Origin of the sequence: Lachnoclostridium sp. An196, assembly GCF_002160135.1 — a bacterium.
GTDB classification, from domain to species: Bacteria; Bacillota; Clostridia; order Lachnospirales; family Lachnospiraceae; genus Hominiventricola; species Hominiventricola avistercoris.
Genome location: NZ_NFJZ01000005.1, coordinates 47512 through 73219, shown reverse-complemented (window position 1 = coordinate 73219; position 25708 = coordinate 47512). Strand labels below are relative to the sequence as shown.

The 25708-nt window shown below is 49.3% G+C and carries 23 protein-coding genes; 21 read left to right on the top strand and 2 right to left on the bottom strand.

Features of this window, described 5'->3' with window-relative positions:
- Nucleotides 1-59: 59 nt before the first annotated feature.
- From acsD to B5F29_RS07325, 9 genes are all read left to right on the top strand, one after another.
- The gene (gene acsD / locus B5F29_RS07365; protein WP_087154012.1) at nt 60-1001 is read left to right on the top strand and encodes an acetyl-CoA decarbonylase/synthase complex subunit delta; all 942 of its coding nucleotides are present in this window, start codon (nt 60-62) and stop codon (nt 999-1001) included.
- Between the two features lie 23 nt (nt 1002-1024).
- On the top strand, nt 1025-2371 hold the full coding sequence (gene acsC, locus B5F29_RS07360) for an acetyl-CoA decarbonylase/synthase complex subunit gamma (protein ID WP_087154011.1): 1347 nt from the start codon (nt 1025-1027) through the stop codon (nt 2369-2371).
- Between the two features lie 65 nt (nt 2372-2436).
- Entirely contained in the window at nt 2437-3222 is a 786-nt protein-coding gene (gene acsE, locus B5F29_RS07355; protein ID WP_087154010.1) for a carbon monoxide dehydrogenase/acetyl-CoA synthase methytransferase subunit, read from the top strand.
- Nucleotides 3223-3386: 164 nt separating this feature from the next.
- Nucleotides 3387-5318: a corrinoid activation/regeneration protein AcsV gene (gene acsV, locus B5F29_RS07350; RefSeq protein ID WP_087154009.1), complete on the top strand. Its 1932-nt coding sequence runs from the start codon at nt 3387-3389 to the stop codon at nt 5316-5318.
- On the top strand, nt 5319-5960 hold the full coding sequence (locus B5F29_RS07345; protein ID WP_087154008.1) for a DUF3786 domain-containing protein: 642 nt from the start codon (nt 5319-5321) through the stop codon (nt 5958-5960). It abuts the gene before it with no gap.
- Nucleotides 5961-6104: 144 nt separating this feature from the next.
- Nucleotides 6105-7793 carry a formate--tetrahydrofolate ligase gene (locus B5F29_RS07340; protein ID WP_087154007.1) on the top strand — a complete coding sequence of 563 codons (1689 nt, stop codon included), beginning with the start codon at nt 6105-6107 and terminating at the stop codon, nt 7791-7793.
- Nucleotides 7794-7876: 83 nt separating this feature from the next.
- Nucleotides 7877-8506 (top strand): cyclodeaminase/cyclohydrolase family protein, encoded by a 630-nt coding sequence (locus B5F29_RS07335; protein ID WP_087154006.1) that lies wholly within the window; start codon nt 7877-7879, stop codon nt 8504-8506.
- A gap of 12 nt (nt 8507-8518) precedes the next feature.
- Nucleotides 8519-9370, top strand: coding sequence for a bifunctional 5,10-methylenetetrahydrofolate dehydrogenase/5,10-methenyltetrahydrofolate cyclohydrolase (locus tag B5F29_RS07330; RefSeq protein ID WP_087154005.1), 852 nt, complete (start codon nt 8519-8521; stop codon nt 9368-9370).
- 155 nt (nt 9371-9525) lie between these two features.
- Complete coding sequence (locus B5F29_RS07325) at nt 9526-11040, top strand: helix-turn-helix domain-containing protein (protein ID WP_087154004.1); 1515 nt, start codon at nt 9526-9528, stop codon at nt 11038-11040.
- A 38-nt stretch (nt 11041-11078) separates the two neighbouring features.
- Here the strand turns inward: B5F29_RS07325 and B5F29_RS07320 are convergent, their stop codons facing one another.
- Entirely contained in the window at nt 11079-12995 is a 1917-nt protein-coding gene (locus B5F29_RS07320) for an ABC transporter ATP-binding protein (protein ID WP_087154003.1), read from the bottom strand.
- Between the two features lie 126 nt (nt 12996-13121).
- Between B5F29_RS07320 and B5F29_RS07315 the strand changes: the two genes are divergently transcribed.
- From B5F29_RS07315 to B5F29_RS07275, 9 genes are all read left to right on the top strand, one after another.
- On the top strand, nt 13122-13763 hold the full coding sequence (locus B5F29_RS07315; RefSeq protein WP_087154002.1) for a redox-sensing transcriptional repressor Rex: 642 nt from the start codon (nt 13122-13124) through the stop codon (nt 13761-13763).
- Between the two features lie 43 nt (nt 13764-13806).
- Nucleotides 13807-14664 carry an NAD(P)H-hydrate dehydratase gene (locus tag B5F29_RS07310; RefSeq protein WP_162608381.1) on the top strand — a complete coding sequence of 286 codons (858 nt, stop codon included), beginning with the start codon at nt 13807-13809 and terminating at the stop codon, nt 14662-14664.
- Nucleotides 14661-15848 carry an alanine racemase gene (alr, locus tag B5F29_RS07305; protein WP_087154000.1) on the top strand — a complete coding sequence of 396 codons (1188 nt, stop codon included), beginning with the start codon at nt 14661-14663 and terminating at the stop codon, nt 15846-15848. Before B5F29_RS07310 ends, alr begins: the two co-directional genes overlap by 4 nt.
- A gap of 47 nt (nt 15849-15895) precedes the next feature.
- The gene (locus B5F29_RS07300) at nt 15896-16243 is read left to right on the top strand and encodes a type II toxin-antitoxin system PemK/MazF family toxin (RefSeq protein ID WP_087153999.1); all 348 of its coding nucleotides are present in this window, start codon (nt 15896-15898) and stop codon (nt 16241-16243) included.
- Between the two features lie 66 nt (nt 16244-16309).
- Nucleotides 16310-17038, top strand: coding sequence for a YebC/PmpR family DNA-binding transcriptional regulator (locus tag B5F29_RS07295; protein WP_087153998.1), 729 nt, complete (start codon nt 16310-16312; stop codon nt 17036-17038).
- A gap of 6 nt (nt 17039-17044) precedes the next feature.
- Complete coding sequence (locus B5F29_RS07290; protein WP_087153997.1) at nt 17045-17968, top strand: CFI-box-CTERM domain-containing protein; 924 nt, start codon at nt 17045-17047, stop codon at nt 17966-17968.
- A 53-nt stretch (nt 17969-18021) separates the two neighbouring features.
- Nucleotides 18022-19305, top strand: a complete 1284-nt coding sequence (locus B5F29_RS07285) for an O-acetylhomoserine aminocarboxypropyltransferase/cysteine synthase family protein (protein ID WP_087153996.1) — start codon at nt 18022-18024, stop codon at nt 19303-19305.
- 100 nt (nt 19306-19405) lie between these two features.
- Nucleotides 19406-20062, top strand: a complete 657-nt coding sequence (locus B5F29_RS07280; protein ID WP_087153995.1) for a ClpP family protease — start codon at nt 19406-19408, stop codon at nt 20060-20062.
- 50 nt (nt 20063-20112) lie between these two features.
- Complete coding sequence (locus tag B5F29_RS07275) at nt 20113-21561, top strand: aminoacyl-histidine dipeptidase (protein ID WP_087153994.1); 1449 nt, start codon at nt 20113-20115, stop codon at nt 21559-21561.
- A gap of 11 nt (nt 21562-21572) precedes the next feature.
- Here the strand turns inward: B5F29_RS07275 and B5F29_RS07270 are convergent, their stop codons facing one another.
- Nucleotides 21573-22502, bottom strand: a complete 930-nt coding sequence (locus B5F29_RS07270; protein ID WP_162608380.1) for a LysR family transcriptional regulator — start codon at nt 22500-22502, stop codon at nt 21573-21575.
- A gap of 174 nt (nt 22503-22676) precedes the next feature.
- Here B5F29_RS07270 and B5F29_RS07265 point away from each other — a divergent pair, with 174 nt between their 5' ends.
- From B5F29_RS07265 to B5F29_RS07255, 3 genes are read left to right on the top strand one after another with little or no spacing between them, the layout of a single operon-like run.
- Nucleotides 22677-23705: a C-terminal binding protein gene (locus B5F29_RS07265; protein WP_087153992.1), complete on the top strand. Its 1029-nt coding sequence runs from the start codon at nt 22677-22679 to the stop codon at nt 23703-23705.
- Nucleotides 23705-24385 carry an RraA family protein gene (locus B5F29_RS07260; RefSeq protein WP_087153991.1) on the top strand — a complete coding sequence of 227 codons (681 nt, stop codon included), beginning with the start codon at nt 23705-23707 and terminating at the stop codon, nt 24383-24385. Before B5F29_RS07265 ends, B5F29_RS07260 begins: the two co-directional genes overlap by 1 nt.
- Before the next feature lie 27 nt (nt 24386-24412).
- The gene (locus tag B5F29_RS07255; RefSeq protein ID WP_087153990.1) at nt 24413-25693 is read left to right on the top strand and encodes an SLC13 family permease; all 1281 of its coding nucleotides are present in this window, start codon (nt 24413-24415) and stop codon (nt 25691-25693) included.
- Nucleotides 25694-25708 lie beyond the last annotated feature (15 nt).

The following is a 25708-nucleotide window of genomic DNA, read 5'->3' as shown; positions in this document are numbered from 1 at the left end:
TCCCGACGGCAGGTTTTATGATATAATGCTATAGAAAGATTTTTAAGGAGGATATACCAATGCCATTCAATGGAAAATCAGGAAAATTCAATGCTTCCATCAATACAGTTGAAGTTGGCTGTGGCGAGAAAGCAATCAAAATCGGTGGCGAGAACGTGTTACCATTCTATACGTTTGATGCACCGATTGAGAACGCGCCGAAGATTGGTGTCATGATTACGGATCTTGGTCTGGAAAATGAGCCGGCAGGCGTGAAGGCGTACTATGAGGGATGCACCACTCTCGGTGAAATCGCGAAGAAAGCGGCAGAGATGCCGGGCGCAGATTTCGTATGCCTGAAGCTGGAGGGCGCAGATCCCAACGGCGCGGACAAGTCCACGGAAGAGTGCATGAAAGCGGTAAAAGAGGTCGTTGACGCCATCGACGTGCCGCTGGTAATCGCAGGATGCAAGAACGTGGCAAAAGATACCGAGCTTTTACAGAAAGCTTCTGAGGTTGCTCAGGGCAAAAATGTGATCATCCTGTCTGCAAAAGAGGAAGATTACAAACAGGTTGGCGCGGCTGCAGGACTGGCTTACGGTCAGAAAGTCGGCGCTGAGTCCGCAGTAGATATCAACCTTGCGAAACAGCTGAACGTATTGATCTCCCAGCTGGGCGTAGCTCCGTCCAACATCGTGATGAACGTAGGTACCGCAGCAGTCGGATACGGCTTTGAATATGTGGTATCCACGATGGATCGCGTAAAAGCGGCAGCGCTCGGACAGAACGATGCACAGCTTCAGATGCCGATCATCACTCCGGTTGCCGATGAGGCATGGAACGTGAAAGAGGCAATGGCTTCTGAAGAAGATATGCCGGAATGGGGAGCACAGGAAGACCGCGGCATTGGTATGGAAGTATCCACCGCAGCGGCAGTACTGGCATCCGGTTCCAACGCAGTCATCCTGAAACATCCGACTTCCGTTGCTACCATTTCTAAAATGATCAATGAATTGATGTAATCACAGGGAGGAGGAAAAATACGATGGCATTAAAAGGTTTAGATATTTTCAAAATGACACCAAAAACAAACTGCAAAGAGTGCGGCAGCCCGACCTGTATGGCATTCTCCATGAAAGTGGCACAGGGCGCGGTAGACATTTCCAAATGTCCGCATATGTCCGAGGAGGCTCTTGCAACACTGTCCGAGGCGACGGCACCGCCTATGAAGACGATCAAGGTCGGAACCGGCGACGCAGAGTATACGCTGGGCGGCGAGACGGTACTTGCAAGACACGAGAAAACTTTCGTGAGCAAGACCAGATTTGCAGTTGATGTAACTCCGGATATGGATGTTGACGCAGCGCTGGCTGAGTCCAACAAAGTAGATTATGAGCGTATCGGCGAGCGTATGCATGCAGAGATGGTATATGTGGAGTATACCGGAGACGCTGCGGCATATGTGGAAGCAGTTAAGAAAGTAAGCGGCAAAGGAAAGACGATCATCCTTGGCTGCAAGGATGCAGAGGCTGCAAAGGCAGCTCTGGAAGTCTGCAAAGCTGAGAAGCCGGTTCTGAACGGAGCTGACGCTTCCAACTATGCAGAGATGGCAGAGATCGCAAAAGGCGCAGGCGTAGTGCTCGGCGTATCCGGCGCAAGCCTGGACGAGCTGTATGATACCACCGCAGCGATCGAGAAACTGGGCTACAAAGATCTGGTACTGGATACCACCGGCGCTACGATCAAAGAGACCTTTGCTACCACGGTACAGGTAAGACGTGCCTGCCTGGCAAAGAATCCGGACAGAACCTGCGGATACCCGTCCATCGTGAACCTGAGCAAACTGGCTGCAGGGGACGAGCCGATGCAGATCGCGCTGGCTTCTCTGTTCGTACTGAAATATGGTTCCATCGTTGTCATGGACAAGATGACCTATGCGGCGGCACTTCCGCTCTTTGGCCTGAGACAGAACGTATTCACCGATCCGCAGAAGCCGATGAAGGTAGAGCCGGGTATTTACCCGATCAACGGCGGAGACGAGAATTCTCTGGTACTGACCACGGTAGACTTCGCTCTTACATATTTCGTAGTATCCGGCGAGCTGGAGAGATCCGGTATTCCGTGCAACCTGGTAATCAGCGATGCAGGCGGACTTTCCGTACTGACGGCATGGGCTGCAGGCAAACTGTCCTCCACTTCTGTCGCTAAATTCATTCAGGAGAATGTAGAGCCGAAGATCAAGTGCAGAAAACTTGTGATTCCGGGCAAGGTAGCCGTTCTGAAGGGCGATATCGAAGCAAAACTTCCGGGTTGGGAAGTGATCGTTGCTCCGAATGAGGCGGTACAGCTCGTGAAATTCCTGAAAGACCTGAAAGCAAACGGCGAGATTTAAAAGATCAGCGGCTGTCTTTCATAGGGCAGCCGCCCAAAATAAAGAATCAAAAGGAGAACACTACGATGGCAAAATTCGTAACGATTGGTGAAAGATTATCTACGACGGCTCCGGCAGTCAACAAAGCTTTTACCACCAGAGACCCCGAACCGATCATTCAGCGTGCAAAACAGCAGCTGGACGCAGGCGCTGTTTATCTTGACGTGAATATCGGACCGGCTGAGAATGATGGACCGGAACTGATGAAATGGGCAGTACAGCTTCTGCAGAGCGAGTTCGACAATGTTCCGCTGGCTCTTGACACCGCAAACAAAGCGGCGATCGAAGCTGGTATTTCCGTTTACAACCGTTCCAAAGGAAAACCGATTGTAAACTCTGCAGATGCAGGCGGAAGAATTGAGTACATCGATCTTGCAGCGGCAAATGATGCCATCGTTATCGCTCTGTGCAACGCAGAAGGTATCGCAGCTGACAACGACGAGCGTATGACTTACTGCCAGACCATGCTGGAGAGAGGTATGGAACTTGGCATGGATCCGCAGGATATGTGGTTCGATCCGCTGTTCCTCGTGATCAAGGGTATGCAGGACAAACAGATGCAGGTTCTGGAGTTCATCAAGATGCTGTCTGATATGGAACTGAATTCCACCGGCGGACTTTCCAACAACTCCAATGGTATGCCGAAGCACATCCGTCCGATTATGGACTCCGCGATGGTAGCTATGGCTATGATGTGCGGTCTGACCTCCGCAATCGTAAACCCGAACGACCTGCGGCTGATGGAGACCATCAAGTCCTGTGACGTAATCAAGAATAATACTCTGTACGCAGACTCTTATCTGGAGATCTAATATACAGCGACTGTATTCCAATACTGCCAGTATGTTTGCTGGCAGTATTTTTCTAAGGAAGCGCTTTCCTCAGCGTTTTCCCGGGAGACGCTGGTAAAAGGAAGCGTTTTTCTGAATCGGGGGTTTATATAGGGAAAAATAAGATAAGGTGGAGATTAAACACGATGCCAAACGTAATATTTCGACATGAAGACGGCACGGCGGTGGAAGTAGCCGTCACGGCCGGAGAAAATCTGCTGGAAGTGGCGCGCAAGGCGAATGTGGCCATTGACGCTCCCTGTTCGGGCAATGGTTCCTGCGGAAAATGCAGGGTAAAATACGTAAGCGGCGAGCTGGAAACTGAGAAAACAAGGCATATTTCCGACGAGGAGTTTGAGGAAGGATGGCGTTTGTCCTGTCTGTCCAAGGTGACCGGAGACGTGGAAGTCATGGTACCGGATATCGCATCCGCATACAAAAGCCGGATGAAGGTGGCGGATTTAAGCTCCCGGAAAGAAGTGGCTATATTTGATAAAGCGAGAGAAGAAGTGGCGGAGTCCGGAATTGCATTTCAGAATGTATTTTCTGTGGTGGATCTGTCCATGGATGAGCCTACGCTGGACGACACAATGCCGGATAACGAACGGCTGATACGTGCGGTACAGGAAGCGACAGGTGCAGAGCGTGTGGGCCTGACCTATCAGGCGCTGAAAAAGCTTCCGGATGTTCTGCGCGAACAGCAGTTTCGTGTGAGCGCCGTGCTAAAGAATATGGACGGTAAGCTTATGGTTTACGATGTGCGTCCTTCAGGGGAAGAGAAGCTTTGCGCGGCGGCAATCGATATCGGAACGACGACGGTATCCGGTGTGATCCTGGATATGAGAAACGGAAAGATTCTTGCAAAAGCGTCTTCCGGAAACGGGCAGATCCGTTTCGGGGCAGATGTTATCAACCGTATTATCGAATCCAGGAAAGAGGGCGGCCAGGAGAAGCTTCAGAAAGCGATCATCGAAGAAACGATCAATCCCATGCTTCACAATATGTGTCGTGCCGCCGGTATCCATGGAAGCAGCATCTATCACATGTGCGTGGCTTCCAACACAACCATGAACCATCTGTTCGCAGGAGTGAACGCCGATCCGCTCCGTATGGAACCGTATATTCCGGCTTTTTTCGAGACGGACAGCATCAATGCCTATGATCTGGGCCTCCATGTGCATCCGGATGCATCGGTGGTCATCGCTCCGAATATCGGCAGTTATGTGGGAGGAGATATCACAGCGGGCACGCTGGTGAGCATGATCTGGAACAAGCCGGAATTCAATCTGTTTATTGACCTGGGAACCAACGGAGAGATTGTATTCGGAAACTCCGACTTTATGATGAGCTGTGCGTGTTCTGCGGGACCCGCGTTTGAAGGCGGCGATATCAGCTGCGGTATGCGGGCTACGGATGGAGCGATCGAGGCATGTACCATTGACGCGGAGACGATGGAGCCTGATTTCCAGATCGTGGGTGAAAAAGGACAAAAACCGGTGGGATTGTGCGGCTCCGGTATCATCGATGTGATCGCGGAACTGTACCGCTGCAATATCATCAGCCCCAAGGGAAAATTTATCCGCGACGGAAAGAGAGTCCGCCGGGACGAGTACGGGATCGGCAGCTATGTGCTGGCGTTCAAGGAAGAGGCCGCAGGGCATAAAGACGTGGCGATTAATGAAGTTGATATCGACAATTTTATTCGTGCCAAGGGAGCGATTTTCTCTGCGATCTGCACGATGCTGCGTTCGCTGGACTTTGATGTGTCCATGATAGAGAACGTCTATGTGGCGGGCGGCATCGGAAGCGGAATCAATATGAAGAACGCGGTGACGATCGGCATGTTCCCGGACATTGATCTTGAAAAGTTCCATTATATCGGGAATTCTTCGCTGACCGGAGCGTACTGCATTGCCATGTCCGGGGACGCTGAGAAGAAAGTGCATGAAATTGCGCGCAATATGACCTATATGGAACTGAGCACGGATCCGGGCTATATGGATGAGTTTGTGGCTGCCTGCTTTATTCCCCATACGGATACTTCCCTGTTTCCAAATGTAAAACAGGAGGAAGTATAGATGGAGATTGAGAACCACAAAGAAGAAGTGCCGTTTGCCTATTACCTGGAAAAATATCAGTCTTTGGATCCGGAAGAAGCGGCACAAAGATTGAACATATTGTATGATGCGAATACAAAAAAGTTCCATTTCCGCTTCATGGGACATGAATATGAGGCAGATTACCCGGAGTTTGCACTGCGTGTGCTGGATGAGGAAGACGACGGAAAGAATCTCCTGATGCATCATCTTCCGGCCCAGACGTTTATCCTGCGTTATCTGCTGGAAGGGCAGTATGTAAAAGACAGCGGGAAATTTATCACATTCAGGGAAGTTCCCACGTACGGAGAACTCTATCTGCAGCCGTTTACAGGACGCTGCATCAAGCGCCTGACCTATGGCTTCGGTTATAAACTGGATGTGTTTGACCGGGCTATGCAGAAAATTCCGGGAGTTGTAAAGCTTTCCGCGGCAGACACAGCGTATGAGTTTGAGCTGATCAACGGTTATCGGATGCAATTTCTGTTCTGGGCCGGGGATGACGAATTTCCGCCTTCGGCTCAGATCCTGTACAGCGATAATTTTCCTTTCGGGTTCCATGCGGAGGATATGGTGGTAGCAGGGGACTTATCCATTACGATTGTGAAAAAATTGTCATTATAGTACAGGTTGTAGGATGCAGGGATGGACAGATCATTATATAATTGGTTACGTTCAAAGGAGCGAAAAACCTTTGTTAAAATTTAAACAAAAGCGCGGGGCGCGGATTTCCGGAAGATTCCGGAGATCGAGAAAGGAGTAATTCTTATGGGATTCAAATCCGACATTGAAATCGCACAGGAATGCGAAATGAGACCGATTACCGAGATCGCGGCGAAAGCCGGCATCGATGACAAGTATCTGGAGCAGTACGGAAAGTACAAAGCAAAAATTGATTACAATTTACTGAAAGAAACCGATGCAAAAGACGGCAAGCTGATCCTGGTGACTGCAATCAACCCGACTCCTGCCGGAGAAGGAAAGACTACGACTTCTGTAGGTCTTGCAGACGGTTTATCAAAGATCGGAAAGAAAGTTGTCGTAGCTCTGCGTGAGCCGTCCCTGGGACCGGTATTTGGTGTAAAGGGCGGTGCGGCCGGCGGCGGATATGCACAGGTTGTTCCGATGGAAGACATCAATCTTCATTTTACGGGCGACTTCCATGCGATCGGCGCAGCAAATAACCTGCTGGCAGCTATGATTGACAACCATATTTTCCAGGGCAACGCGCTGAACATTGACCCCAGAAAAGTGACCTGGAGAAGATGCGTGGATATGAACGACCGTCAGCTCCGCAATGTCGTTGACGGGCTCGGCGGAAAAACCAACGGTATGCCGAGAGAAGATGGATACGACATCACCGTGGCATCCGAGATTATGGCAGTGCTCTGCCTGGCAAGCGACATCAGCGACCTGAAGAAGAGACTTGCGAGAATCATCGTTGGATATACATATGGTAAAGTTTCCGAGCAGAAACCGGTAACTGCAGGCGATCTGCATGCAGAAGGTGCGATGGCAGCTCTTCTGAAAGACGCTCTGAAGCCGAATCTGGTACAGACTCTGGAAGGAACTCCGGCGATCGTACACGGCGGCCCGTTCGCAAACATCGCTCACGGCTGCAACTCCGTGACCGCTACGAGAATGGCTCTGAAGCTTTCCGATTATACTGTAACCGAGGCTGGTTTCGGCGCTGACCTGGGTGCAGAGAAATTCCTGGACATCAAGTGCCGTATGGCAGGTCTGAAACCGAATGCAGTAGTGATCGTAGCTACCGTGCGTGCTCTGAAGTACAACGGCGGCGTTGCAAAAGCGGATCTGAACAATGAGAACCTGGAGGCTCTGGAGAAAGGTCTTCCGAACCTGCTGAAACATGTAAGCAATATCACCGACGTATACAAACTTCCGTGCGTGGTTGCGATCAACGAATTCCCGACCGATACGCAGGCTGAAGTGGAACTGGTTGAGAGAAAATGTAAAGAGCTGGGCGTGAATGTGGTTCTTTCCCAGGTATGGGCAAAAGGCGGCGAAGGCGGCGTAGCTCTGGCAGAAGAAGTCGTACGTCTCTGCGAACAGCCGAACGATTCCTTCAGTTTCGCATATGATCTGGAAGGATCCATCGAAGACAAACTGAACCAGATCGTTCAGAAGGTATACGGCGGAAAGAGAGTTGTTCTGACCGCGAATGCGCAGAAACAGGCAGCAGAGCTGACCGCTCTCGGATTTGACAAGTGCCCGATCTGTGTGGCGAAGACACAGTACAGCCTGACCGATGACCAGACCAAGCTTGGCGCTCCGACAGATTTCGAAGTAACTGTCCGCAACCTGAAGATTTCCGCTGGCGCTGGATTTATTGTGGCTCTGACCGGCGAGATCATGACGATGCCTGGTCTTCCGAAAGTTCCGGCTGCCGAGAAGATCGATGTGGACGAGAACGGAAAGATCACAGGTCTGTTCTAATAAAAAGGATAGAATGATAAAAAAATACATGCGGCAAGCAGGGAACGTCTGTCCCCTGCTCGCTGTCATGCATGGAGGTTATTATGGGATTTACAAAAAACACTTGTGAAGAATTCGTGGATGTGCTCGCATCCAAGGCCCCGGTACCGGGCGGCGGCGGAGCTTCCGCGCTGGTGGGAGCCATCGGTATGGCGCTGGGCAATATGGTAGGAAGCCTGACCGTCGGCAAAAAGAAATACGCGGATGTGGAAGCGGATATCATCGCCCTGAAAGAGAAAGCGACTGCTCTGCAGGCGGATTTCCTCCGTCTGGTAGATGCGGATGCGGAAGCGTTTGAGCCGTTGTCCAAGGCATACGGCATGCCCAAGGAGACAGAGGAGCAGAAGGCAGAGAAAGCAAGAGTGATGGCGATCGTTCTGAAAGATGCCTGCGCCGTTCCCATGGAGATCATGGAAAAATGCTGTGAGGCCATTGACGTGATCGAAGAGTTCGCAGCAAAAGGCTCCGCCCTTGCGATTTCCGACGCAGGCGTGGGCGTGGTATTCTGTAAGGCAGCTTTGCTGGGAGCGTCTCTGAACGTGTATATCAATACGAAGTCCATGGCGGACAAAGAGTACGCGGCGTCTCTGAATGAGAAAGCGGATAAAATGATTGCAGATTACAGCAAAAAAGCAGATGAAATTTTCGCTGCGGTCAATGCAAGATTAAGATAGGAGAAAACAGGTATGGCAAGACAGTTATTAGGAAAAGAAGTGACTGCCGCTCTGAATGAGAGGATCAAAGCGGATGTGGCAGCGTTAAATGCAAAAGGAGTAAAACCGACGCTGGGCATCATCCGCGTGGGCGAGAGACCGGACGATCTTTCTTATGAGAGAGGCGCAACCAAACGCTGCGAGACCCTCGGAGTAGAATACAAAAAATATCTGCTTCCGGCTGACGTTAGCCAGGAAGAGCTTTTGAAAGTGATTGATGAAGTAAACAAAGACGAGAATATCCACGGCGTTCTGATGTTCCGTCCGCTTCCGAAGCACATTGATCAGACGCTGGTGGAGAACGCGCTCTGCGCAGAGAAGGATGTGGACTGCCAGACGGATGCATCCCTGGGCGGCGTATTTACCGGAAAGAAAGTAGGGTTCCCGCCGTGCACGCCTCAGGCATGCATGGAGATCCTGGATCATTACGGCATCGATTGTACCGGCAAAAAAGCAGTGGTGATCGGTCGTTCTCTGGTGGTAGGAAAGCCGGCGGCGATGATGCTGATCAAGAAAAACGCGACTGTGACCGTATGCCATACGAGAACCGTGGATATGCCTTCCGTGACCAGAGAGGCAGATATCCTGGTGGTCGCAGCCGGACGCGCGGGTGTGGTAGGCGCTGACTATGTGGCTCCGGGACAGATCGTGATCGACGTGGGAATCAACGTGAACGAAGAAGGCAAGCTGTGCGGAGACGTGGATTACGCGGCAGTGGAACCGATCGTAGACGCGATTACCCCGGTGCCGGGCGGAGTCGGCAGCGTGACCACTTCCGTTCTGGTGGGACATGTAGTGGAAGCGGCTATGAGAAAGTTCGGCTGATTAGCTGCAGAGAAATAAACTATATAAGATCTTGCATGAGGTTCGCGGCTGTTTATAAAACAGTCGGCGAACCTCTTTGGGTATTGCAGCCGATTGACAGATACAAAAATTTTTCGTACAATTTGTATCATGAGAACAAATAATGAGGTGAACAAATGAGGATCAGCATGCAGATATTGGCCGACCGGCTGCATCAGAATTATCCGGACTTTTCCGCGGGGAAAATGGCGGACGAGATGAATCTGAAAAGACCGCTTCTGTACCAGAGCGGTATGGAATTTAAAAAAAATAAAGTCTATGTGGCCAGAGAAGCGGATATTACTGAAATGCTGTTGGATGAGCACGGAGATAATCTGCTCCTGATAGTAGGTATGCGATATTGCCCGGAAGAAAACCGGATTCCAGGAGTCTGTTTTTTTCCGGATGAGATCCATTCAGAGGTACTCTTTAATACGGTGCAGCGTATTTTTGATACATATGATGCATGGGACGAAAAGATGCAGAGTCTGGCGATGACGGAACGTACTCTGAAAACGCTGCTGGACGGCTCACACCGGATTTTTCATAATCCGATCATGGTCTGTACTATGGACGGATTTGTGATTGATTACAGCAGTCTGATGGATATGATGCCGGAGTTCCAGGAGATTCTGCGTCATAATCAGGTTACGGTATATCCCGGGAAGGGTCTCGGAGACGGGGTTCCTTATGTACAGCATTATTTTGATCCGGTCACAAAAAAGAATAATTTGTTCGTGGATATCTGCGATATGAACCGGCATGTATATAGGATTATCATTGTGGAGGCGTCCCGGAAACTGAAGTTTTACGATGAATATCTGCTTCTTCACCTGGCAAAATATGTCCATCAGATGCTGGAAAAATATACGGTGGTACAATCTGACATCAGTTATACTCTGGACCGTCTGCTTTCCAATATTCTCACGGATGAAGGAATGGAGCATGTGCCCCTGGAACCCCGTTTCGAGAGTTTTGACTGGAAGAAGGAGCACACATATTTTTGCATGAATATCTATATGTCCATGGTTGACAGGCAGAATCTCACGGTGCTTCGTTTTATCTGTAACCGGATTGAAAGCCTGATCAAAGGAAGCTGTGCTTTTTTCCTGGAAGGGAGTATCGCAGTCTATACAAATCTGGCGCATTTTGGCAGACCTATGGAAGAGGCGGTAAATCTGATTACAGGTTTTCTGCGGAGCAGTTATCTGAAAGCAGGAATCAGCTATGAATTTGAAGGCCTGAGTTCTTTGAAACAGTATTACCTTCAGGCAAAGATCGCTTTGGAAGAGGGTATGAAAAGATATCCCCTGCGCTGGGTCAACCGTTTTGAGGATATTGCACTGGATTATCTGCTGGGAAAATGTACAGAGAAGCTGGGACCGGCGGCAGTGTGCAGCCGGGCGGTGCTGGAACTGCGTAAATATGACGAGGAACACAAAACAGAATATTTTGAAACACTGAAAGTGTATATTTCCAACCAGATGAACGCGGTCAGAGCCGCGAAAGCGTTGTTTATTCACCGCAGTACGTTTTTATACCGGATGTCACATATCCGGGAACTGGTCTCGCTGGATCTGGAAGATCCGGATCAGCTCCTGTATCTGCTCCTTACCTATAAACTTCTGGAAAATATGGATCATCAGGAATAAACGGGGCAGAGCGCGCGTGCCGGCGCCCTGCCCGCAGGTTACAGAAGGTTTTCCTGCAGTTTCTCCCATTGTTCGTATAAGGTATCCAGCTCTTCCCGGATAGTTTCTTTTTCTTTTGAAAGCTTTGTTACTTCCGCCACGTCAGTGAAGATTTCTTCCTTTTCCAGAGAGGCGTCGATCTCTTTATCGCGTGTCTCCAGTTCTTCGATCCGGTTTTCTGTGCGTTTCAGGTCATTCTGGAGTTTGCGGAGCCTTGCCTGCTGTTCCTTCTGCTGCTGCCAGTCCAGTTTGGCGTCAGAAGCGGCGGAGATTTCGGCGGAAGCAGAAGCAAGCGTTCCTGCCGCTTCCAGCTCTTCTTTCTTTTCCAGATAGTAATCATAATTTCCTACATAGTTGGTCAGCCTGCGGCCTGAAAGATCCAGGATACGGGTAGCCGCGGCATTGATAAAATACCGGTCATGGGAAACAAACAGCACTGTGCCTGTGTAACGGTTCAGCGCCTGTTCCAGGATCTCTTTGGAGACGATGTCCAGGTGGTTGGTAGGCTCGTCCAGGATCAGGAAGTTTGCTTCGGAAAGCATCAGCTTGGCCAGTGAGACGCGTCCGCGCTCTCCGCCGGATAGATCCCCGATCCGTTTGAACACGTCGTCTCCGGTGAACAGAAAGGCGGCGAGCACATTGCGGATGGCGGTATTGTTCAGCGAGGGATAATCATCGGAAATCTCTTCAAAGATGGTTTTTTCCATATGGAGCACATGATGCTCCTGGTCGTAGTATCCCACATGCACCCGGGATCCCAGACGGATCTCTCCGGCGTCGGCAGGGATTACTCCGTTAATGATTTTCAGAATCGTGGTTTTGCCGGTCCCGTTGCTGCCGATGAGAGCCACCCGTTCTCCCCTCTTGATATCGAAGTCCAGCCCGGAGAAAAGATCCTGGGCAGGAAATGCCTTGGAAAGCCCCCGGACAGTCAGTACGTCGTTTCCGCTGATGGTCTGCGGCTCCAGTTCGATGCGCATGTCTGCCTTCGCCTCCGTGGGTTTTTCCAGAACATCCATCTTTTCCAGCATTTTTTCCCTGCTCTCAGCCCGCCGGATGGATTTTTCCCGGTTAAAAGATTTGAGTTTTGCGATCACTTCTTCCTGATGACGGATCTCTTTCTGCTGGTTTAACCATGCCTGCATGCGGGCTTCCCTAAGCTGCGCCTTCTTCTGCGCATAATCCGTGTAGTTGCCCGTAAACGTGGTGACTTCACCCTGATCGATCTCAATGATTTTGGTTACCACCCGATTCAGAAAATATCGGTCATGGGAAACGATGACGACGGCGCCCTGATAATTCATCAGGAATGTTTCCAGCCAGGTGATGGAATCCATATCCAGATGGTTGGTAGGCTCGTCCAGAAGGATAATATCAGGACGTGACAAAAGGAGTTTTCCCAGTGCGACGCGGGTTTTCTGCCCTCCGGATAATGTGTCCACCTGTTTGCCGAATTCTTCTTCTGTGAATCCGAGTCCTTTCAGTACGCCGGTAATCTCACTTTTCCAGGCATAGCCGTTCTGCTGCTCAAATTCATGACTCATGCGCGCGTAGCTGTCCATCAATTCCTGAAGCTTTTCCCCGCCGGCCTGTTTCATATCGCGTTCAGCCTGCCGCATACGGGCTTCCAGGTCCAGGATGCCCTGTTTGACGGTCAGAAGTTCGTCAAAGATCGTATGGCTGCTGGCCATATCCTGGTGCTGTGCCAGATAACCTATGGTCTTCCCTTTGGCGATGATGACCTGTCCGCTGTCGGCAGGCAGATCGCCCATGATGATCTTCAGCAGCGTGGATTTGCCGGCCCCGTTGATGCCGATGACGGCTGTTTTCTCATATTCTTCTACATGAAAAGAGGCGTTCTTCAGCACCTGGTGATCCCCGAACGCCTTATTAATATTCTGACATGTCAGTATCATGTGATATCTCCTTTTCTATCTATCCTATCTGATGCTAACAGGAATCTGTGAAAAAGGCAATATTTGTTTGACAAAAAAATGACAGAGAATTATAATAGGTACGATAAATTATGTAGGGGACTTGTTATGGAAGAGCGTCAGATTTCAAAGGCAGTGATTAAGCGGCTTCCCCGATATTACCGGTATCTGGGTGAAATCCTGAATAGCGGAGTAGAACGTATCTCCTCCGGAGAGCTCAGCAGCAAGATGCAGGTAACCGCATCCCAGATCCGTCAGGATTTGAATAATTTCGGAGGATTTGGCCAGCAGGGATACGGGTATAATGTCAAATACCTGTACGATGAGATCGGAAAAATTCTGGGCGTAAATCAGGTGCACCCCATGATCGTTATCGGAGGCGGTAACTTCGGGCATGCGCTGGCTAATTATGCGGATTTTGAAAAGAATGGTTTTGTGATCAAGGCAATTTTTGATGTCAGAGAGGATATGATCGGTACATCAGTGCGCGGAATACCGGTGCTGATGATGGACGAGTTGGAATCGTATCTGAAAAAAGTGGATGTTGAGATCGCGGTTCTTACCCTTCCCAAGAGTAAGGTGAAAGAGGTAGCGAATCAGTTGATTGCCTGCGGGATCAAGGCCTTGTGGAATTTCGCGCATCTGGATCTGGATGTGCCGGATGATGTGGTAGTGGAGAACGTGCATCTGGTGGACAGCCTGATGCAGTTGTCATACCGGATTACCAGTTATGAGAAAAAAGAGAAGTGAGGGGCTGCTGCGGCAGCCCCTTTCAGGCGTATGGAGGAACGAAATGGTACTGGATCGGAGTATTCTGAAATACCTGCCGGCACGGAGAACAAATTCTCATAAGGGGACTTACGGAAAGGTGCTCTGTGCGGCGGGCAGCAAAAATATGGCCGGGGCGGCATACTTAAGTTCCTGCGCGGCATATCGTACAGGCGCGGGGTTGGTGCGCGTCCTGACACCGGAAGATAACCGTGTGATTTTACAGCAGCTGATTCCAGAGGCTGTGCTGACCACGTTCGATACCGGGCATCCGGATGACCGGATGTTCGGAGAATCTTTTGAATGGGCAGATGCGGCGGCCATAGGACCGGGATTGGGCCGGGAATCCTGGGCAGCGGCACTGGTGGAGAAGATGATGAAAGAATATCACAAGCCTCTGGTGGTGGATGCGGACGGACTGAATCATCTGGCAGCAAGACCGGAGCTCCTGGCATCCCATGAAGGGCCGGTGATCGTGACTCCCCATGCGGGAGAATTCTCACGTCTGACGGGTCTGCCCATCGGAGAATTTGCCGGAAAACTTCCGGACGCGGCGGCGGAATTTGCAGTATCTAGGGGATGCATCTGTGTGTTGAAAGGCGCCCCGTCCGCGGTGGCGGCTCCTGATGGAAGAACCTGGGTCAATACGACCGGGAATAACGGAATGTCTACCGGCGGCAGCGGTGATGTGCTGACCGGGATCATCGCGGGGCTTCTGGGACAGGGAACAGCGCCTCTGGAAGCGGCGCTTCTGGGCGTATGGCTGCATGGAAGAGCCGGAGATATCGCGGTACAGACAGAAGGAACCTATGGAATGATGGCGAGGCACCTGCTTGGATGTCTGCCTCAGGCCATGCAGGATAAAGGAGAAAGCAGAGTATGAAGCTGTATTTACGTGTGTGCGCGGAGATCAATCTGGATGCCGCGGCATATAATTTAAGAAACATGAAAAAGAACCTGGAGCCGGAGACGAAAATTATTGCGGTGGTGAAGACGGACGGATACGGACATGGGGCAGTGCCCATAGCTCACATGGCGGAAGAACTGGATTATATCTGGGGATTTGCGGTGGCGACTATAGAGGAAGCGGTGCAGCTTAGGAAAGCCGGTATTGAAAAGCCGGTCCTGGTACTGGGATTTGTTTTTCCGGACGGGTACGAAGACGCGGTGCGCTATGATATCCGGCTGGCCGTATTCAAGCTTACTATGGCGAAACAGCTGTCAGAAGAGGCTCTCCGACAGGGGAAAACGGCATATCTGCATATTAAAGTGGATACGGGGATGGGGCGGATCGGTTTTCCGGATGACGAGACCAGCGCGGATATCGTAAAAGAGATCAGTCTCCTGCCGGGCGTGCAGATCGAGGGACTGTTTACCCATTTCGCACGGGCTGATGAAAGGGATAAGGAAGCTGCGCGCCGGCAGCTGGACCGTTATCTTCGGTTTTCCCGGATGCTGGAAGAGAGGAAGATCGAAATCCCTCTTCACCACTGTTCCAATACGGCCGGGATCTTTGACCTCAAGGAGGCCAATCTGGATGCGGTACGCGCAGGCATCTCTATTTATGGACTTTATCCTTCCGATGAGGTCAATAAATTTGCTGTGTCCATCACTCCGGTAATGTCGCTGAAGAGCCATGTGGCGTTTATCAAAGAGGTGGAGCCCGGCACGCCCATCAGCTATGGCGGTACTTTTGTGGCGGACAAAAAGATGAGGATCGCCACCATACCGGCCGGTTACGGAGACGGCTATCCCAGATCTTTGTCCAACAAAGGGTGGGTATTGATCCGGGGCAAACGCGCTCCGATTACCGGCAGAGTCTGTATGGATCAGTTTATGGTAGATGTGACAGACATTCCGGATGTCAGGGAAGGCGATATGGTGACCCTGATAGGTTCTGAAGGAGGTCATGAGATTACAATGGAATCGCTGGGAGAACTTTCCGGACGCTTTAACTACGAGCTTGCCTGCGATATCGGAAAAAGAGTGCCCAGAAGGTTCTGGAGAAACGGAAAGATAACAGCGACTCAGGACTATTTTGAAGTAACCGGAATAGAACCCAATTAGTGTGGAAATACTCTGACTGAAAAGGCTAACAGATCGGAGTGAACAAGATGATTATCAGACGCGGAGACGTGTATTATGCGGATTTAAGACCGGTGATCGGCTCGGAACAAGGAGGCATACGTCCGGTTCTGATTATACAGAACGACGTGGGCAACCGGCACAGCCCGACCGTAATCTGTGCCGCTATCACTTCCAGGATGAATAAGGCGAAGCTGCCTACGCATGTGGAGCTGGACGCGGCGTCTCATCATATGGTGAAAGATTCTGTGATTCTGCTGGAACAGCTGCGCACCATAGACAAAAAAAGACTGAAAGACAAGGTATGCCACCTGGACGCATCCACGCTTGAAAAAATCGACTACGCTTTGAAAATCAGTCTGGAATTGGATACATAGGCTTGCCAAACCCTGATTCAGCGTGTTATATTACAAAAGAACGAAAGAAGGAAAAGGAGTGAATTTATGTCAGGACATTCCAAATTCGCAAATATAAAGCATAAAAAAGAGAAAAATGATGCAGCGAAAGGAAAGATTTTTACTATTATCGGACGCGAGATTGCGGTGGCAGTGAAAGAAGGCGGTCCGGACCCGAACAACAACAGCCGGCTGCGCGATGTGATCGCAAAGGCAAAGGCCAACAATATGCCCAACGATACGATTGAGAGAGGGATTAAAAGAGCAGCGGGAGATGCCGGATCCGTAAACTATGAGCGTGTTACATATGAAGGATACGGTCCGGGGGGCATCGCGATCATTGTGGAAGCGCTGACCGACAATAAGAACCGTACCGCTTCCAATGTGCGCAATGCATTTACCAAAGGCAACGGCAGTCTGGGCACTACGGGATGCGTTTCCTATATGTTTGACCAGAAGGGGCAGATCATCATTGACAGGGAAGAATGCGACATGGATGCAGACGATCTGATGATGACGGCTCTGGACGCGGGAGCAGAGGATTTTTCGGAAGAAGAGGACAGCTTTGAGATCCTGACTTCCCCGGAAGACTTTTCGGCAGTGCGCGAGGCACTGGAGACCCAGGGAATTCCCATGGCGGAAGCGGAGATCAAGATGATTCCGCAGAACTATGTGGCATTATCGGATGAGAATGATATTAAGTTTTTGAACCGTACACTGGATCTTCTGGACGATGATGACGACGTCCAGGCGGTCTATCATAACTGGGATGAGTAAAAGAAGATGTTTAGAGAAGGAACATGTCCCAAATGCCATCAGGTGATCCAGGTTCCCGACGACAGGGAAAAAGTAATCTGCATGTATTGCGGAGAAGAGATCCGTGTGGATGAGGCATTGGGAGCCAAAGAAGAGGTGAAGGAGATAGACCGGGAGGCCTATCAGGAATATTTTGACATAGCCAGGAACGAGCTGGAGCAGGTGATTCTTACCTGCTACAATCCGATGGAGAATTTTAAGAAAAATCTCTACGAAGGTGAATTTGAAGCGTATTATGCAGGGCGCAGGGCGTTGTTCGAAGCGCTGGACCAGGTATACCGGAATGATGAGAATCCGGAGGAAAGCCTGCAGAAACTTGTGGAACATCTGATACAGACTGCTCAGGATGAACTTCAGGAGATCAGATTCAAAGGCCGCCGCACGCAGCGGCAGCTGGATTATAATTTCCTGATCAGCGTTTATCTGGTGCCGTCTATGATGAAGTATCCGGCTGAGTTTTCAGAACCGTTTGCGGACTGTCTGATCAAGCAGTGGAACCGTACCTTCCAGACCAGTCTTGGAAAGGCTACTTATGATGATATCAATAAAGGTTTCCGCAGAAAGCTCTGCTATATCACCACGGCTGTATGTGAAGGACTTGATAAAGGAAGTGACTGCGCGGAGCTGGAACTGCTGAAGGCATACCGGGACCAGTATATGGAAGCGACGCCGGAAGGGCGGGCCATGGTGGACGAATACTATGATATCGCACCGACGATCGTAAAACGGATCGAGAAAGACGCGGACAGCCGGAAAGTTTATCAGGAACTGTATGAAGACTATCTGGTTCCATGCATTCATTTGATCCAGGACGGGCAGTATGAAGCATGCCGGGATACTTATCAGGAAATGGTTCTGGAACTGAAGAACCGGTATATGCATCAGAACTAAAAGCGCCGTCAGAGGCTGATCCAGACAAAACTGCAGAAAGAAGGGACATACATATGAAGAAAACATTCAGACCGGACACTATCTGCGTACAGGGCGGATGGAAACCGAAAAACGGAGAACCCAGAGTGCTTCCGATCTATCAGAGCACCACATTCAAATATGATACCTCGGAAGAGATGGGCGCTCTGTTTGATCTGGCTGCAGAGGGATATTTTTATACCCGTCTGCAGAACCCTACCAATGACGCGGTTGCGGCGAAGATTGCCGAGTTGGAAGGGGGCGTGGCAGCGATGCTGACCTCTTCCGGTCAGGCTGCAAATTTTTATACCATCGCCAACCTGTGCCAGGCAGGCGACCATATCGTATGCTCCGCCAAAGTATATGGAGGGACGTTCAACCTGTATGCTGCGACGATTCACAAGATGGGCATCGAATGCACCTTTGTAGATCCGGACGCACCCGCGGAAGAGATCGAGAAAGCCTTTCGTCCCAATACCAAAGCAGTAGTGGGAGAGACCATCGCCAATCCGGCGCTGGTGGTGCTGGATATTCAGAAATTTGCGGATCTTGCCCATGCTCACGGCGTGCCGCTGATCGTGGACAATACCTTTGCCACGCCGGTTAACTGCCGTCCGTTCGAATATGGCGCGGATATCGTGACTCATTCCACGACAAAATACATGGACGGGCACGCGATGGCGGTAGGCGGCTGTATTGTGGACAGCGGCAATTTTGACTGGGACGCCCACGCGGAGAAGTTCCCGGGCCTGACCACGCCGGATGAAACCTACCATGGAGTCATCTATACGAAACAGTTCGGGAAGAAGGCATTTATCACGAAGGCGACGGCACAGCTGATGAGAGATCTGGGAAGCATCCCGTCTCCGATGAATTCTTTCCTTTTAAATGTAGGGCTGGAGACGCTTCCTCTTCGGGTGGAAAAACATTGCAGCAACGCGAAGAAGGTGGCAGAGTTCCTGAAAAATCATCCCAAAGTGGAATTTGTCAACTGCGCGATGCTCGAAGGGGATCAGTACTATGAGCTGGCTCAGAAGTATATGCCGAACGGCACCTGCGGTGTGCTTTCTTTCGGTCTGAAAGGCACGAAAGAGGACGCGGTTCGGTTTATGGACAGTTTGAAACTTTGCGCGATCGTCACCCACGTGGCGGATGCGCGGACCTGTGTGCTGCATCCGGCAAGTCATACGCACAGGCAGATGAATGATGAACAGCTCCGGGAGGCGGGAGTAACTCCGGGTATGATTCGCCTGTCCGTGGGGATTGAGAATCCGCAGGACATTATTGATGACTTGGAGCAGGCCTTGGAGCAGGTGTAAGGGAGTCAAAAGCATGTCCGCCTGGCTTGCTGCTCGCGGGAATAAACAGCCGGCCTTTTGCCCATACTGATAGCAGTATGGAAGAAAGGCTGGTTTTTTTATGGCAGAACAGGACACGCTGGAAAAATACGGACAGCCGGAAGAATTACTGCCGGATCCGGAAAAATCGCAGATACAGATTCTGACGGTGATCGGAGAGATCGAAGGGCATGAATGCCTGGCTGCGAACAGTAAGACGACAAAATATGAACATGTGATTCCCATGTTGGCAGCGGTGGAAGAAAATCCGCAGATCCACGGGCTTCTGGTACTGATCAATACGGTGGGCGGCGATGTGGAGAGCGGGCTGGCCATTGCGGAGATGATCGCGTCTCTGAGTAAACCCACTGTGTCGCTGGTGCTCGGAGGAAGTCATTCCATCGGAGTGCCGCTGGCGGTGTCTACGGATTATTCTTTTATCGTGCCCACGGGAACGATGATGATTCATCCGGTCAGGATGACAGGGCTGATCATCGGTGTGGCGCAGACATTTGATTATTTTCAGAAGATACAGGACCGGATCTGCAGTTTTATCGTTGAGCACAGCCGCGTGCGGATGGATCGGCTGATGAAACTGATGCTGGAGACCGGAGAACTGACCAAGGATGTGGGAAGCGTGCTGGTAGGAAAACAGGCGGTCCAGGAGGGAATCATAGATGAAGTGGGCGGTATCCGGGAAGCCTTCCGGATGCTGCGTCAGATGATTGCGGAGCGCTGAAGGAAAGGATTTCTTCTGCAGCGCGGATCAGTAAGGGGAGGAAAAGACATATGAGCATACTGCAGGGACTTGCGCCGGAAGGCGTATGGCATTATTTTGAAGAACTGTGCGGAATTCCTCACGGCTCGCACAACGAAAAGGCGGTCAGCGATTACTGTGTCCGCTTCGCGAAAGAGAGAGGACTTACGGTATATCAGGACGAAGCCTGGAATGTGGTGATCATCAAAGAGGCTTCCGCCGGGTATGAAGATGCGGAACCCTTGATTATCCAGGGTCATCTGGACATGGTCTGTGTCAAGAAAGAGGAGTGTCCCGTTGACTTTGAAAAAGACGGCCTGGATCTGAGAGTGTCCGGGGACTGGGTATATGCGGAAGGAACCACGCTGGGCGGCGACGACGGCATCGCCGTGGCGTACGCGCTGGCCCTTCTGGACGACAACTGTATCCCCCATCCCAGACTGGAAGCAGTCTTTACTACCTGCGAAGAAGTGGGTATGGAAGGAGCTTCGGCGCTGGATGTATCCATGCTGAAAGGACATAGGGTGCTGAATCTGGATTCAGAAGAAGAAGGGATCCTGCTTGCGGGCTGCGCGGGCGGCAGCCGCATGGAGATACGGCTGCCTGTGAAACGGCAGTATACAGAAGGGAAAAGAGCAGTGCTGACACTGACCGGACTGCAGGGCGGGCATTCCGGCACAGAGATCGACAAGGGACGGGGAAACGCCAATATACTGCTCGCCAGAGTGCTCAGCGCTCTGCAGGGGGAAGTGCATTATCGGATCGTATCCCTGGAAGGCGGAGAGAAAGATAATGCGATCCCCACATGGAGCAGGGCAGAGCTGCTGGTTCCATTTGAGAAAACGTATAAACTGGAAGAGATCTGCGCCGTATGCGGGGAAGAACTGAAAAAAGAGTATGCTCTTACGGATCCGGAGCTCCAAGTGCAGTTTCAGTACGGTAACGAAACGGGAGGGGACGCTTTTGATGAGAAAAGCACGGAAACATCCCTTGCACTTCTTCTGGCGCTGCCGAACGGGGTACAGGCCATGAGCAAGGATATCCCGGGACTGGTGGAGACTTCCTTGAATCTGGGAATTATGCGGACTGACGAAAAGGGATTGGCCCTATCTTATGCGCTCCGTAGTTCCGTGGAGGCAGAAAAGAAGCACCTTACAGGGAAAATTAAGATCCTGACGGAATACATGGGAGGCATTGCGGAAACAGGCGGCATATATCCTGCCTGGGAGTATCGCAGGGACTCCGGGCTGAGGGAAGATATGGTGCGCATCTATGAAAAAATGTTCGGGAAGAAACCGGAGATTCAGGTGATCCACGCCGGTCTGGAGTGCGGAATCCTGGCCGCCAAGATCCCGAATCTGGACTGCGTATCCATGGGTCCCGAGATCCGGGACATCCATACGACGGAGGAACGTATGAGCATTTCCTCCGTGGCGCGGATGTGGGAGTATATACTGGAGATTGTGAAGACGAAAAGGTAATCCAGATACCGTCAAAAATTTATATTTTTCAGTTCAGAAATAAAAAGACGGCATATCTGATTTAAATAGCTGTCTTTACGGTATACTACGGCAAGATCCCATACACATTCTATTGTACTTTCGATTTCAAAATATATGACAGTATCCGGATGCAGACATATGTTCGCGCCTTCTTCGGGAACAAATGTACAGGCAACCTGCTGAGATACCAGATTGATAGCAGTGGTCAGGTTGCCTGTATCCATGAGAACATCATATTTTGCATGGTTCAGTTCCAGAATACGGTTAACTTCATAAGTAAGGTTTTGACCTGGTTTAAGCATAATTAGAGGAATATGTTCCAGAATTTCAAGCGAAATTCTTGGACGTTTACCAATATTGGAAGATGGCTCTTTTAAACTTGCTTGTATTGCCGGATGATGAGCGGGTGCGGCCAACAATATTTTCTCTTCATGAAAAATTTCATATGAAAGGTTCTTATAATTTATACTGCGGGGAAGGTTCATCACAGCCAAGTCGATATTGTCATTGAGCAATGCATTTTGAAGCTGGTTTGATCTCCCTTCAAATAATTCGATACGGATTCCGGGATATTTGGAATGAAACGAAGGGTAGATATCCGGAAGCAGAACAGCGCCCCTCCATAGAGCGACGCCCAGACGAAGCAGTCCGCTTTGAGAGGATTCGATATCTGCAAGTTCTCTGCGAATATTCTCATCCAGCTTTTTTGCCTGAATTGCATATTGGTAATATCGTTCGCCGGAATAGGTGAGGCGCATAGGCAGAATAGAGCGGTCAAATAATTCTACACCGAGATTCTTTTCTAATCTTTTTAAATATTGGCTTAAAGACGGCTGAGAAACAAATAGTTTTTCAGCTGCTTTTGTCAGGTTCCCTGTTTCTACAATGGTCAGAAAATAATCCAAATTTTGAATATTCAATTTTATCCTCCTTAGATATTGGTACAAATATAATTATAATGTTAATGTTATAGTAATTATAAATCTAAAAGACTTGGACGAAAAGGGGAAATATTCAGTATATTTAAAATGTAAAGGTAAAGTGCACGATTACCATATTTTGGGAAAAATACAATAGGTTAGGGAGACTGTAAAATGAAGGCGATAGTATTGGATAAAGATTATGGCTCTGTAACAGAAAGGGAATTGGAAGAGATAAAGAATGCGTATGCATTAAGTGGAATCGATCTCGAATTCAGACACTATACGTCAGAAGAAGAGATTATCGAGGGATGTAAGGGTGCAGTAGCTGTTCTGGGCACAGGAAATCCTCCAATTACCAGAAAAGTTCTTGAAGCACTTCCAGAGTTAAAACTCATCCAACGTTTTGGAGTAGGAGTGAATTCTATTGATCTGGATGCGGCGACCAAACTTGGGAAGATTGTGTTAAATATACCAGGATTTTGTGCCAAGGAACTGGCCGATCTTGCTACGGCGATGATCATGGGATTGATCCGCAATACAGTGTATTATGATCGGGAAACAAGAAAAGGGAATTGGCCCAAATGCAGCTATTTTCTTCCGCCTGATGTACGCACTCTGACATTGGGATTGTACGGATTTGGAGCAGCAGGACAACAGCTGGGGAATATCTTTCACAACGGATTTGGCACAAAGGTAATTGCCTATGATCCATATTTGCCGGAGAAAGTAAAGGCAAAATATGCATATGTGGATTTTGTATCTTTTGATGAGATGATTGTACGCAGTGATATCATATCTATTCATGTAGGTTTGTCTGCAGAGACGAAGCATATCTTCAGCCGCGATGTATTTAAGAAAATGAAAAAAACTGCAATGATTATAAACACGGCAAGGGGAGGCATTATTGACCAGGAAGCCTTGACATGGGCTCTTGAACAAGGAGAAATTCGTTACGCAGGATTGGACACTGTAGAGAAGGAGCCGATAGAGCCGGATGATCCATTATTAAAGATGGATAATGTTATATTGAGTCCTCATTGTGGGTCTTATGGGGAAGGCGCAAAAAAAATCCAGATCAAAACAGTTTGTGAATTGATTCCGACAGCGATCAGCACAGGAGAGATTCCGGTGCGCAATGTGGCAAACAAAGGAATCCTCGAAATGGAAACTGGATATAAATTTGTACAGGAGGCTGTATAATGAAAAACGGATGTAGAATAATCAGAAATATTCAAAGACCGTCTATGGAACTGGTGAATTGTTTCAAAGGAATTCCAGTGGCGAATATAGACGACAATATGGAACGTATGGGCGCGGTGGACGCGGATATTAAACCAGTGGGGATGAAAGGACAGCTTTTGGGGACGGCGTTTACGGTTCATGTACCGCAGGGCGATAATCTTATGCTTCACGCGGCGATGGATCTGGCTGAGCCGGGAGATGTAATTGTAATTGATGCGGGAGGATATAAAAACCGCGCAATTTTTGGAGAATTGATGGCTACATATTGTAAAATGCGCGGTATAAAAGGAATTATCTGCGACGGAGCGGTCCGCGATTGCAAAGGCCTTGCGGAATTGGAGGAATTTCATGTTTATGCACGGAGTTTCAGCCCCAATGGACCTTATAAAAACGGTCCTGGAGAGATTAACGTTCCGGTAGTAGTTGGAGGCAAAATTGTTCATCCGGGAGATATTGTAGTCGGAGACGAGGACGGATTGCTGTTTGTTAATCCAAATGAAGCCGTCAGTCTGGCGGAGGCGGCAAAAAGGGTAGAAGAAAAAGAAGCGAATATCATGAAAGGTATACTGGAAGAAAAAAAATATGTTCGTCCTTGGGTAGATGAAAAGCTGAATGAAATTGGCTGTGAGATTATCTGAGGATATGAAGGGTTAAGGAGGGTTTTTATGAGTCTGGCAATATTGGGAATATTGATGATTGTAGTCTGTTTTGCGCTGGTGCTGTCCAAACGCGTACATATGATCGTTCCATTTATTGTAGTTCCTATTGTGTTTGCAGCACTTTCCGGAGCATCATTGAATGAAATCAGCGAGTATGTAGTCAGCGGTGTTTCCTCTACAAATAATGCTGTAATGTTGATTTTATTCTCTGTGGCATATTTTTGTGTCCTCTCAGAGACCGGAATGTTTGATGTTATAGTAGGAAAGATCACCAGAGTAACTGGAAATAATGTAACGGTTGTAATGATCGCTACGGTGTTAATTGCTTTGATCGGACATTTAGATGGTGCCTATAATACCACATATCTGATTACGATTCCTACGCTGCTTCCTATCTACAAACGGTTAAAGATCGACAGCCGGATACTGATGTTTCTGACCGTAATGGGAGCGACAGCAATGTGCGTAGTCCCTTGGGGCGCTGGTGTAGTTCAATTGACGCCATTTGCAGGAGTAGAGGCAATAGACATTTCTACCAGAGCTTTGCCGTTTGCAATTCTCGCATTAGTTATGGCGTTTGTATGGATCGGGATTTTTACTGTGTCCTATAAAAGGCAGGGAATTGGAGCTGCAGTTATGGAGACCGCGGGAGAAAAAGAAGACGTTTCGGATAATCCAAATGCCCGTCCGGAAAAATTCTGGATAAATTTCATTGTGTTTGTGGTATCTATCATTTGCCTGTTTTTTGTACATATTCAGATCTATATTTTGTTTATGATATTTACCGCAGTTGTTCTGGTAATCAATTATGATGTTAAAACTCAAAATGCGCTTATCCGCAAATATTCTGCCACCATGCTTGCCCCGGCAATTTTGTTTATGTGTATTGGAGTAATGGTAGGAATTATGACAGGAACCGGGATGGTAGAAGCAGTGATTGGCGTTGTCCTGGATGCAATTCCCGCAGGATTGGCAAGATATACACATGTAATTTTCGGAATTCTGCTTGTACCGATCTATCTTGTATTACCATATCAGGTTATGCTGCCTATTTATCCGATTCTTACAGGTATCGGAGCATCCATGGGTATTCCAGCTGTTTCAATCATGCTTCCGTTTGTGTTACAGTACGGAACTGCATGCTCACCGTTGGTAGCGGCGACAAATCTGGGAGCCGAACTGGCTGAAATTAATGTCATTGACCATATGAAATTTTCTGCATGGAGATGTTGGATCTGCAGTGTCATCCTGATGGCGGCTATGTGCATAACCGGTGCAGTATTTTAAAGGAGGGAGATATAA

Bases quoted from the DNA above. Each gene is read 5' to 3' on its own strand.
- alr (WP_087154000.1), top strand. From the start codon at position 14,661: ATGAAGCTGTATTTACGTGTGTGCGCGGAGATCAATCTGGATGCCGCG.
- B5F29_RS07310 (WP_162608381.1), top strand. From the start codon at position 13,807: ATGGTACTGGATCGGAGTATTCTGAAATACCTGCCGGCACGGAGAACA.
- B5F29_RS07280 (WP_087153995.1), top strand. From the start codon at position 19,406: ATGGCAGAACAGGACACGCTGGAAAAATACGGACAGCCGGAAGAATTA.
- B5F29_RS07340 (WP_087154007.1), top strand. From the start codon at position 6,105: ATGGGATTCAAATCCGACATTGAAATCGCACAGGAATGCGAAATGAGA.
- B5F29_RS07335 (WP_087154006.1), top strand. From the start codon at position 7,877: ATGGGATTTACAAAAAACACTTGTGAAGAATTCGTGGATGTGCTCGCA.
- acsE (WP_087154010.1), top strand. From the start codon at position 2,437: ATGGCAAAATTCGTAACGATTGGTGAAAGATTATCTACGACGGCTCCG.
- B5F29_RS07290 (WP_087153997.1), top strand. From the start codon at position 17,045: ATGTTTAGAGAAGGAACATGTCCCAAATGCCATCAGGTGATCCAGGTT.
- B5F29_RS07265 (WP_087153992.1), top strand. From the start codon at position 22,677: ATGAAGGCGATAGTATTGGATAAAGATTATGGCTCTGTAACAGAAAGG.
- B5F29_RS07255 (WP_087153990.1), top strand. From the start codon at position 24,413: ATGAGTCTGGCAATATTGGGAATATTGATGATTGTAGTCTGTTTTGCG.
- B5F29_RS07345 (WP_087154008.1), top strand. From the start codon at position 5,319: ATGGAGATTGAGAACCACAAAGAAGAAGTGCCGTTTGCCTATTACCTG.
- B5F29_RS07320 (WP_087154003.1), bottom strand. From the start codon at position 12,995: ATGATACTGACATGTCAGAATATTAATAAGGCGTTCGGGGATCACCAG.
- B5F29_RS07330 (WP_087154005.1), top strand. From the start codon at position 8,519: ATGGCAAGACAGTTATTAGGAAAAGAAGTGACTGCCGCTCTGAATGAG.
- acsD (WP_087154012.1), top strand. From the start codon at position 60: ATGCCATTCAATGGAAAATCAGGAAAATTCAATGCTTCCATCAATACA.
- B5F29_RS07315 (WP_087154002.1), top strand. From the start codon at position 13,122: ATGGAAGAGCGTCAGATTTCAAAGGCAGTGATTAAGCGGCTTCCCCGA.
- B5F29_RS07295 (WP_087153998.1), top strand. From the start codon at position 16,310: ATGTCAGGACATTCCAAATTCGCAAATATAAAGCATAAAAAAGAGAAA.
- B5F29_RS07325 (WP_087154004.1), top strand. From the start codon at position 9,526: ATGAGGATCAGCATGCAGATATTGGCCGACCGGCTGCATCAGAATTAT.
- B5F29_RS07300 (WP_087153999.1), top strand. From the start codon at position 15,896: ATGATTATCAGACGCGGAGACGTGTATTATGCGGATTTAAGACCGGTG.
- acsV (WP_087154009.1), top strand. From the start codon at position 3,387: ATGCCAAACGTAATATTTCGACATGAAGACGGCACGGCGGTGGAAGTA.
- B5F29_RS07260 (WP_087153991.1), top strand. From the start codon at position 23,705: ATGAAAAACGGATGTAGAATAATCAGAAATATTCAAAGACCGTCTATG.
- acsC (WP_087154011.1), top strand. From the start codon at position 1,025: ATGGCATTAAAAGGTTTAGATATTTTCAAAATGACACCAAAAACAAAC.
- B5F29_RS07275 (WP_087153994.1), top strand. From the start codon at position 20,113: ATGAGCATACTGCAGGGACTTGCGCCGGAAGGCGTATGGCATTATTTT.
- B5F29_RS07285 (WP_087153996.1), top strand. From the start codon at position 18,022: ATGAAGAAAACATTCAGACCGGACACTATCTGCGTACAGGGCGGATGG.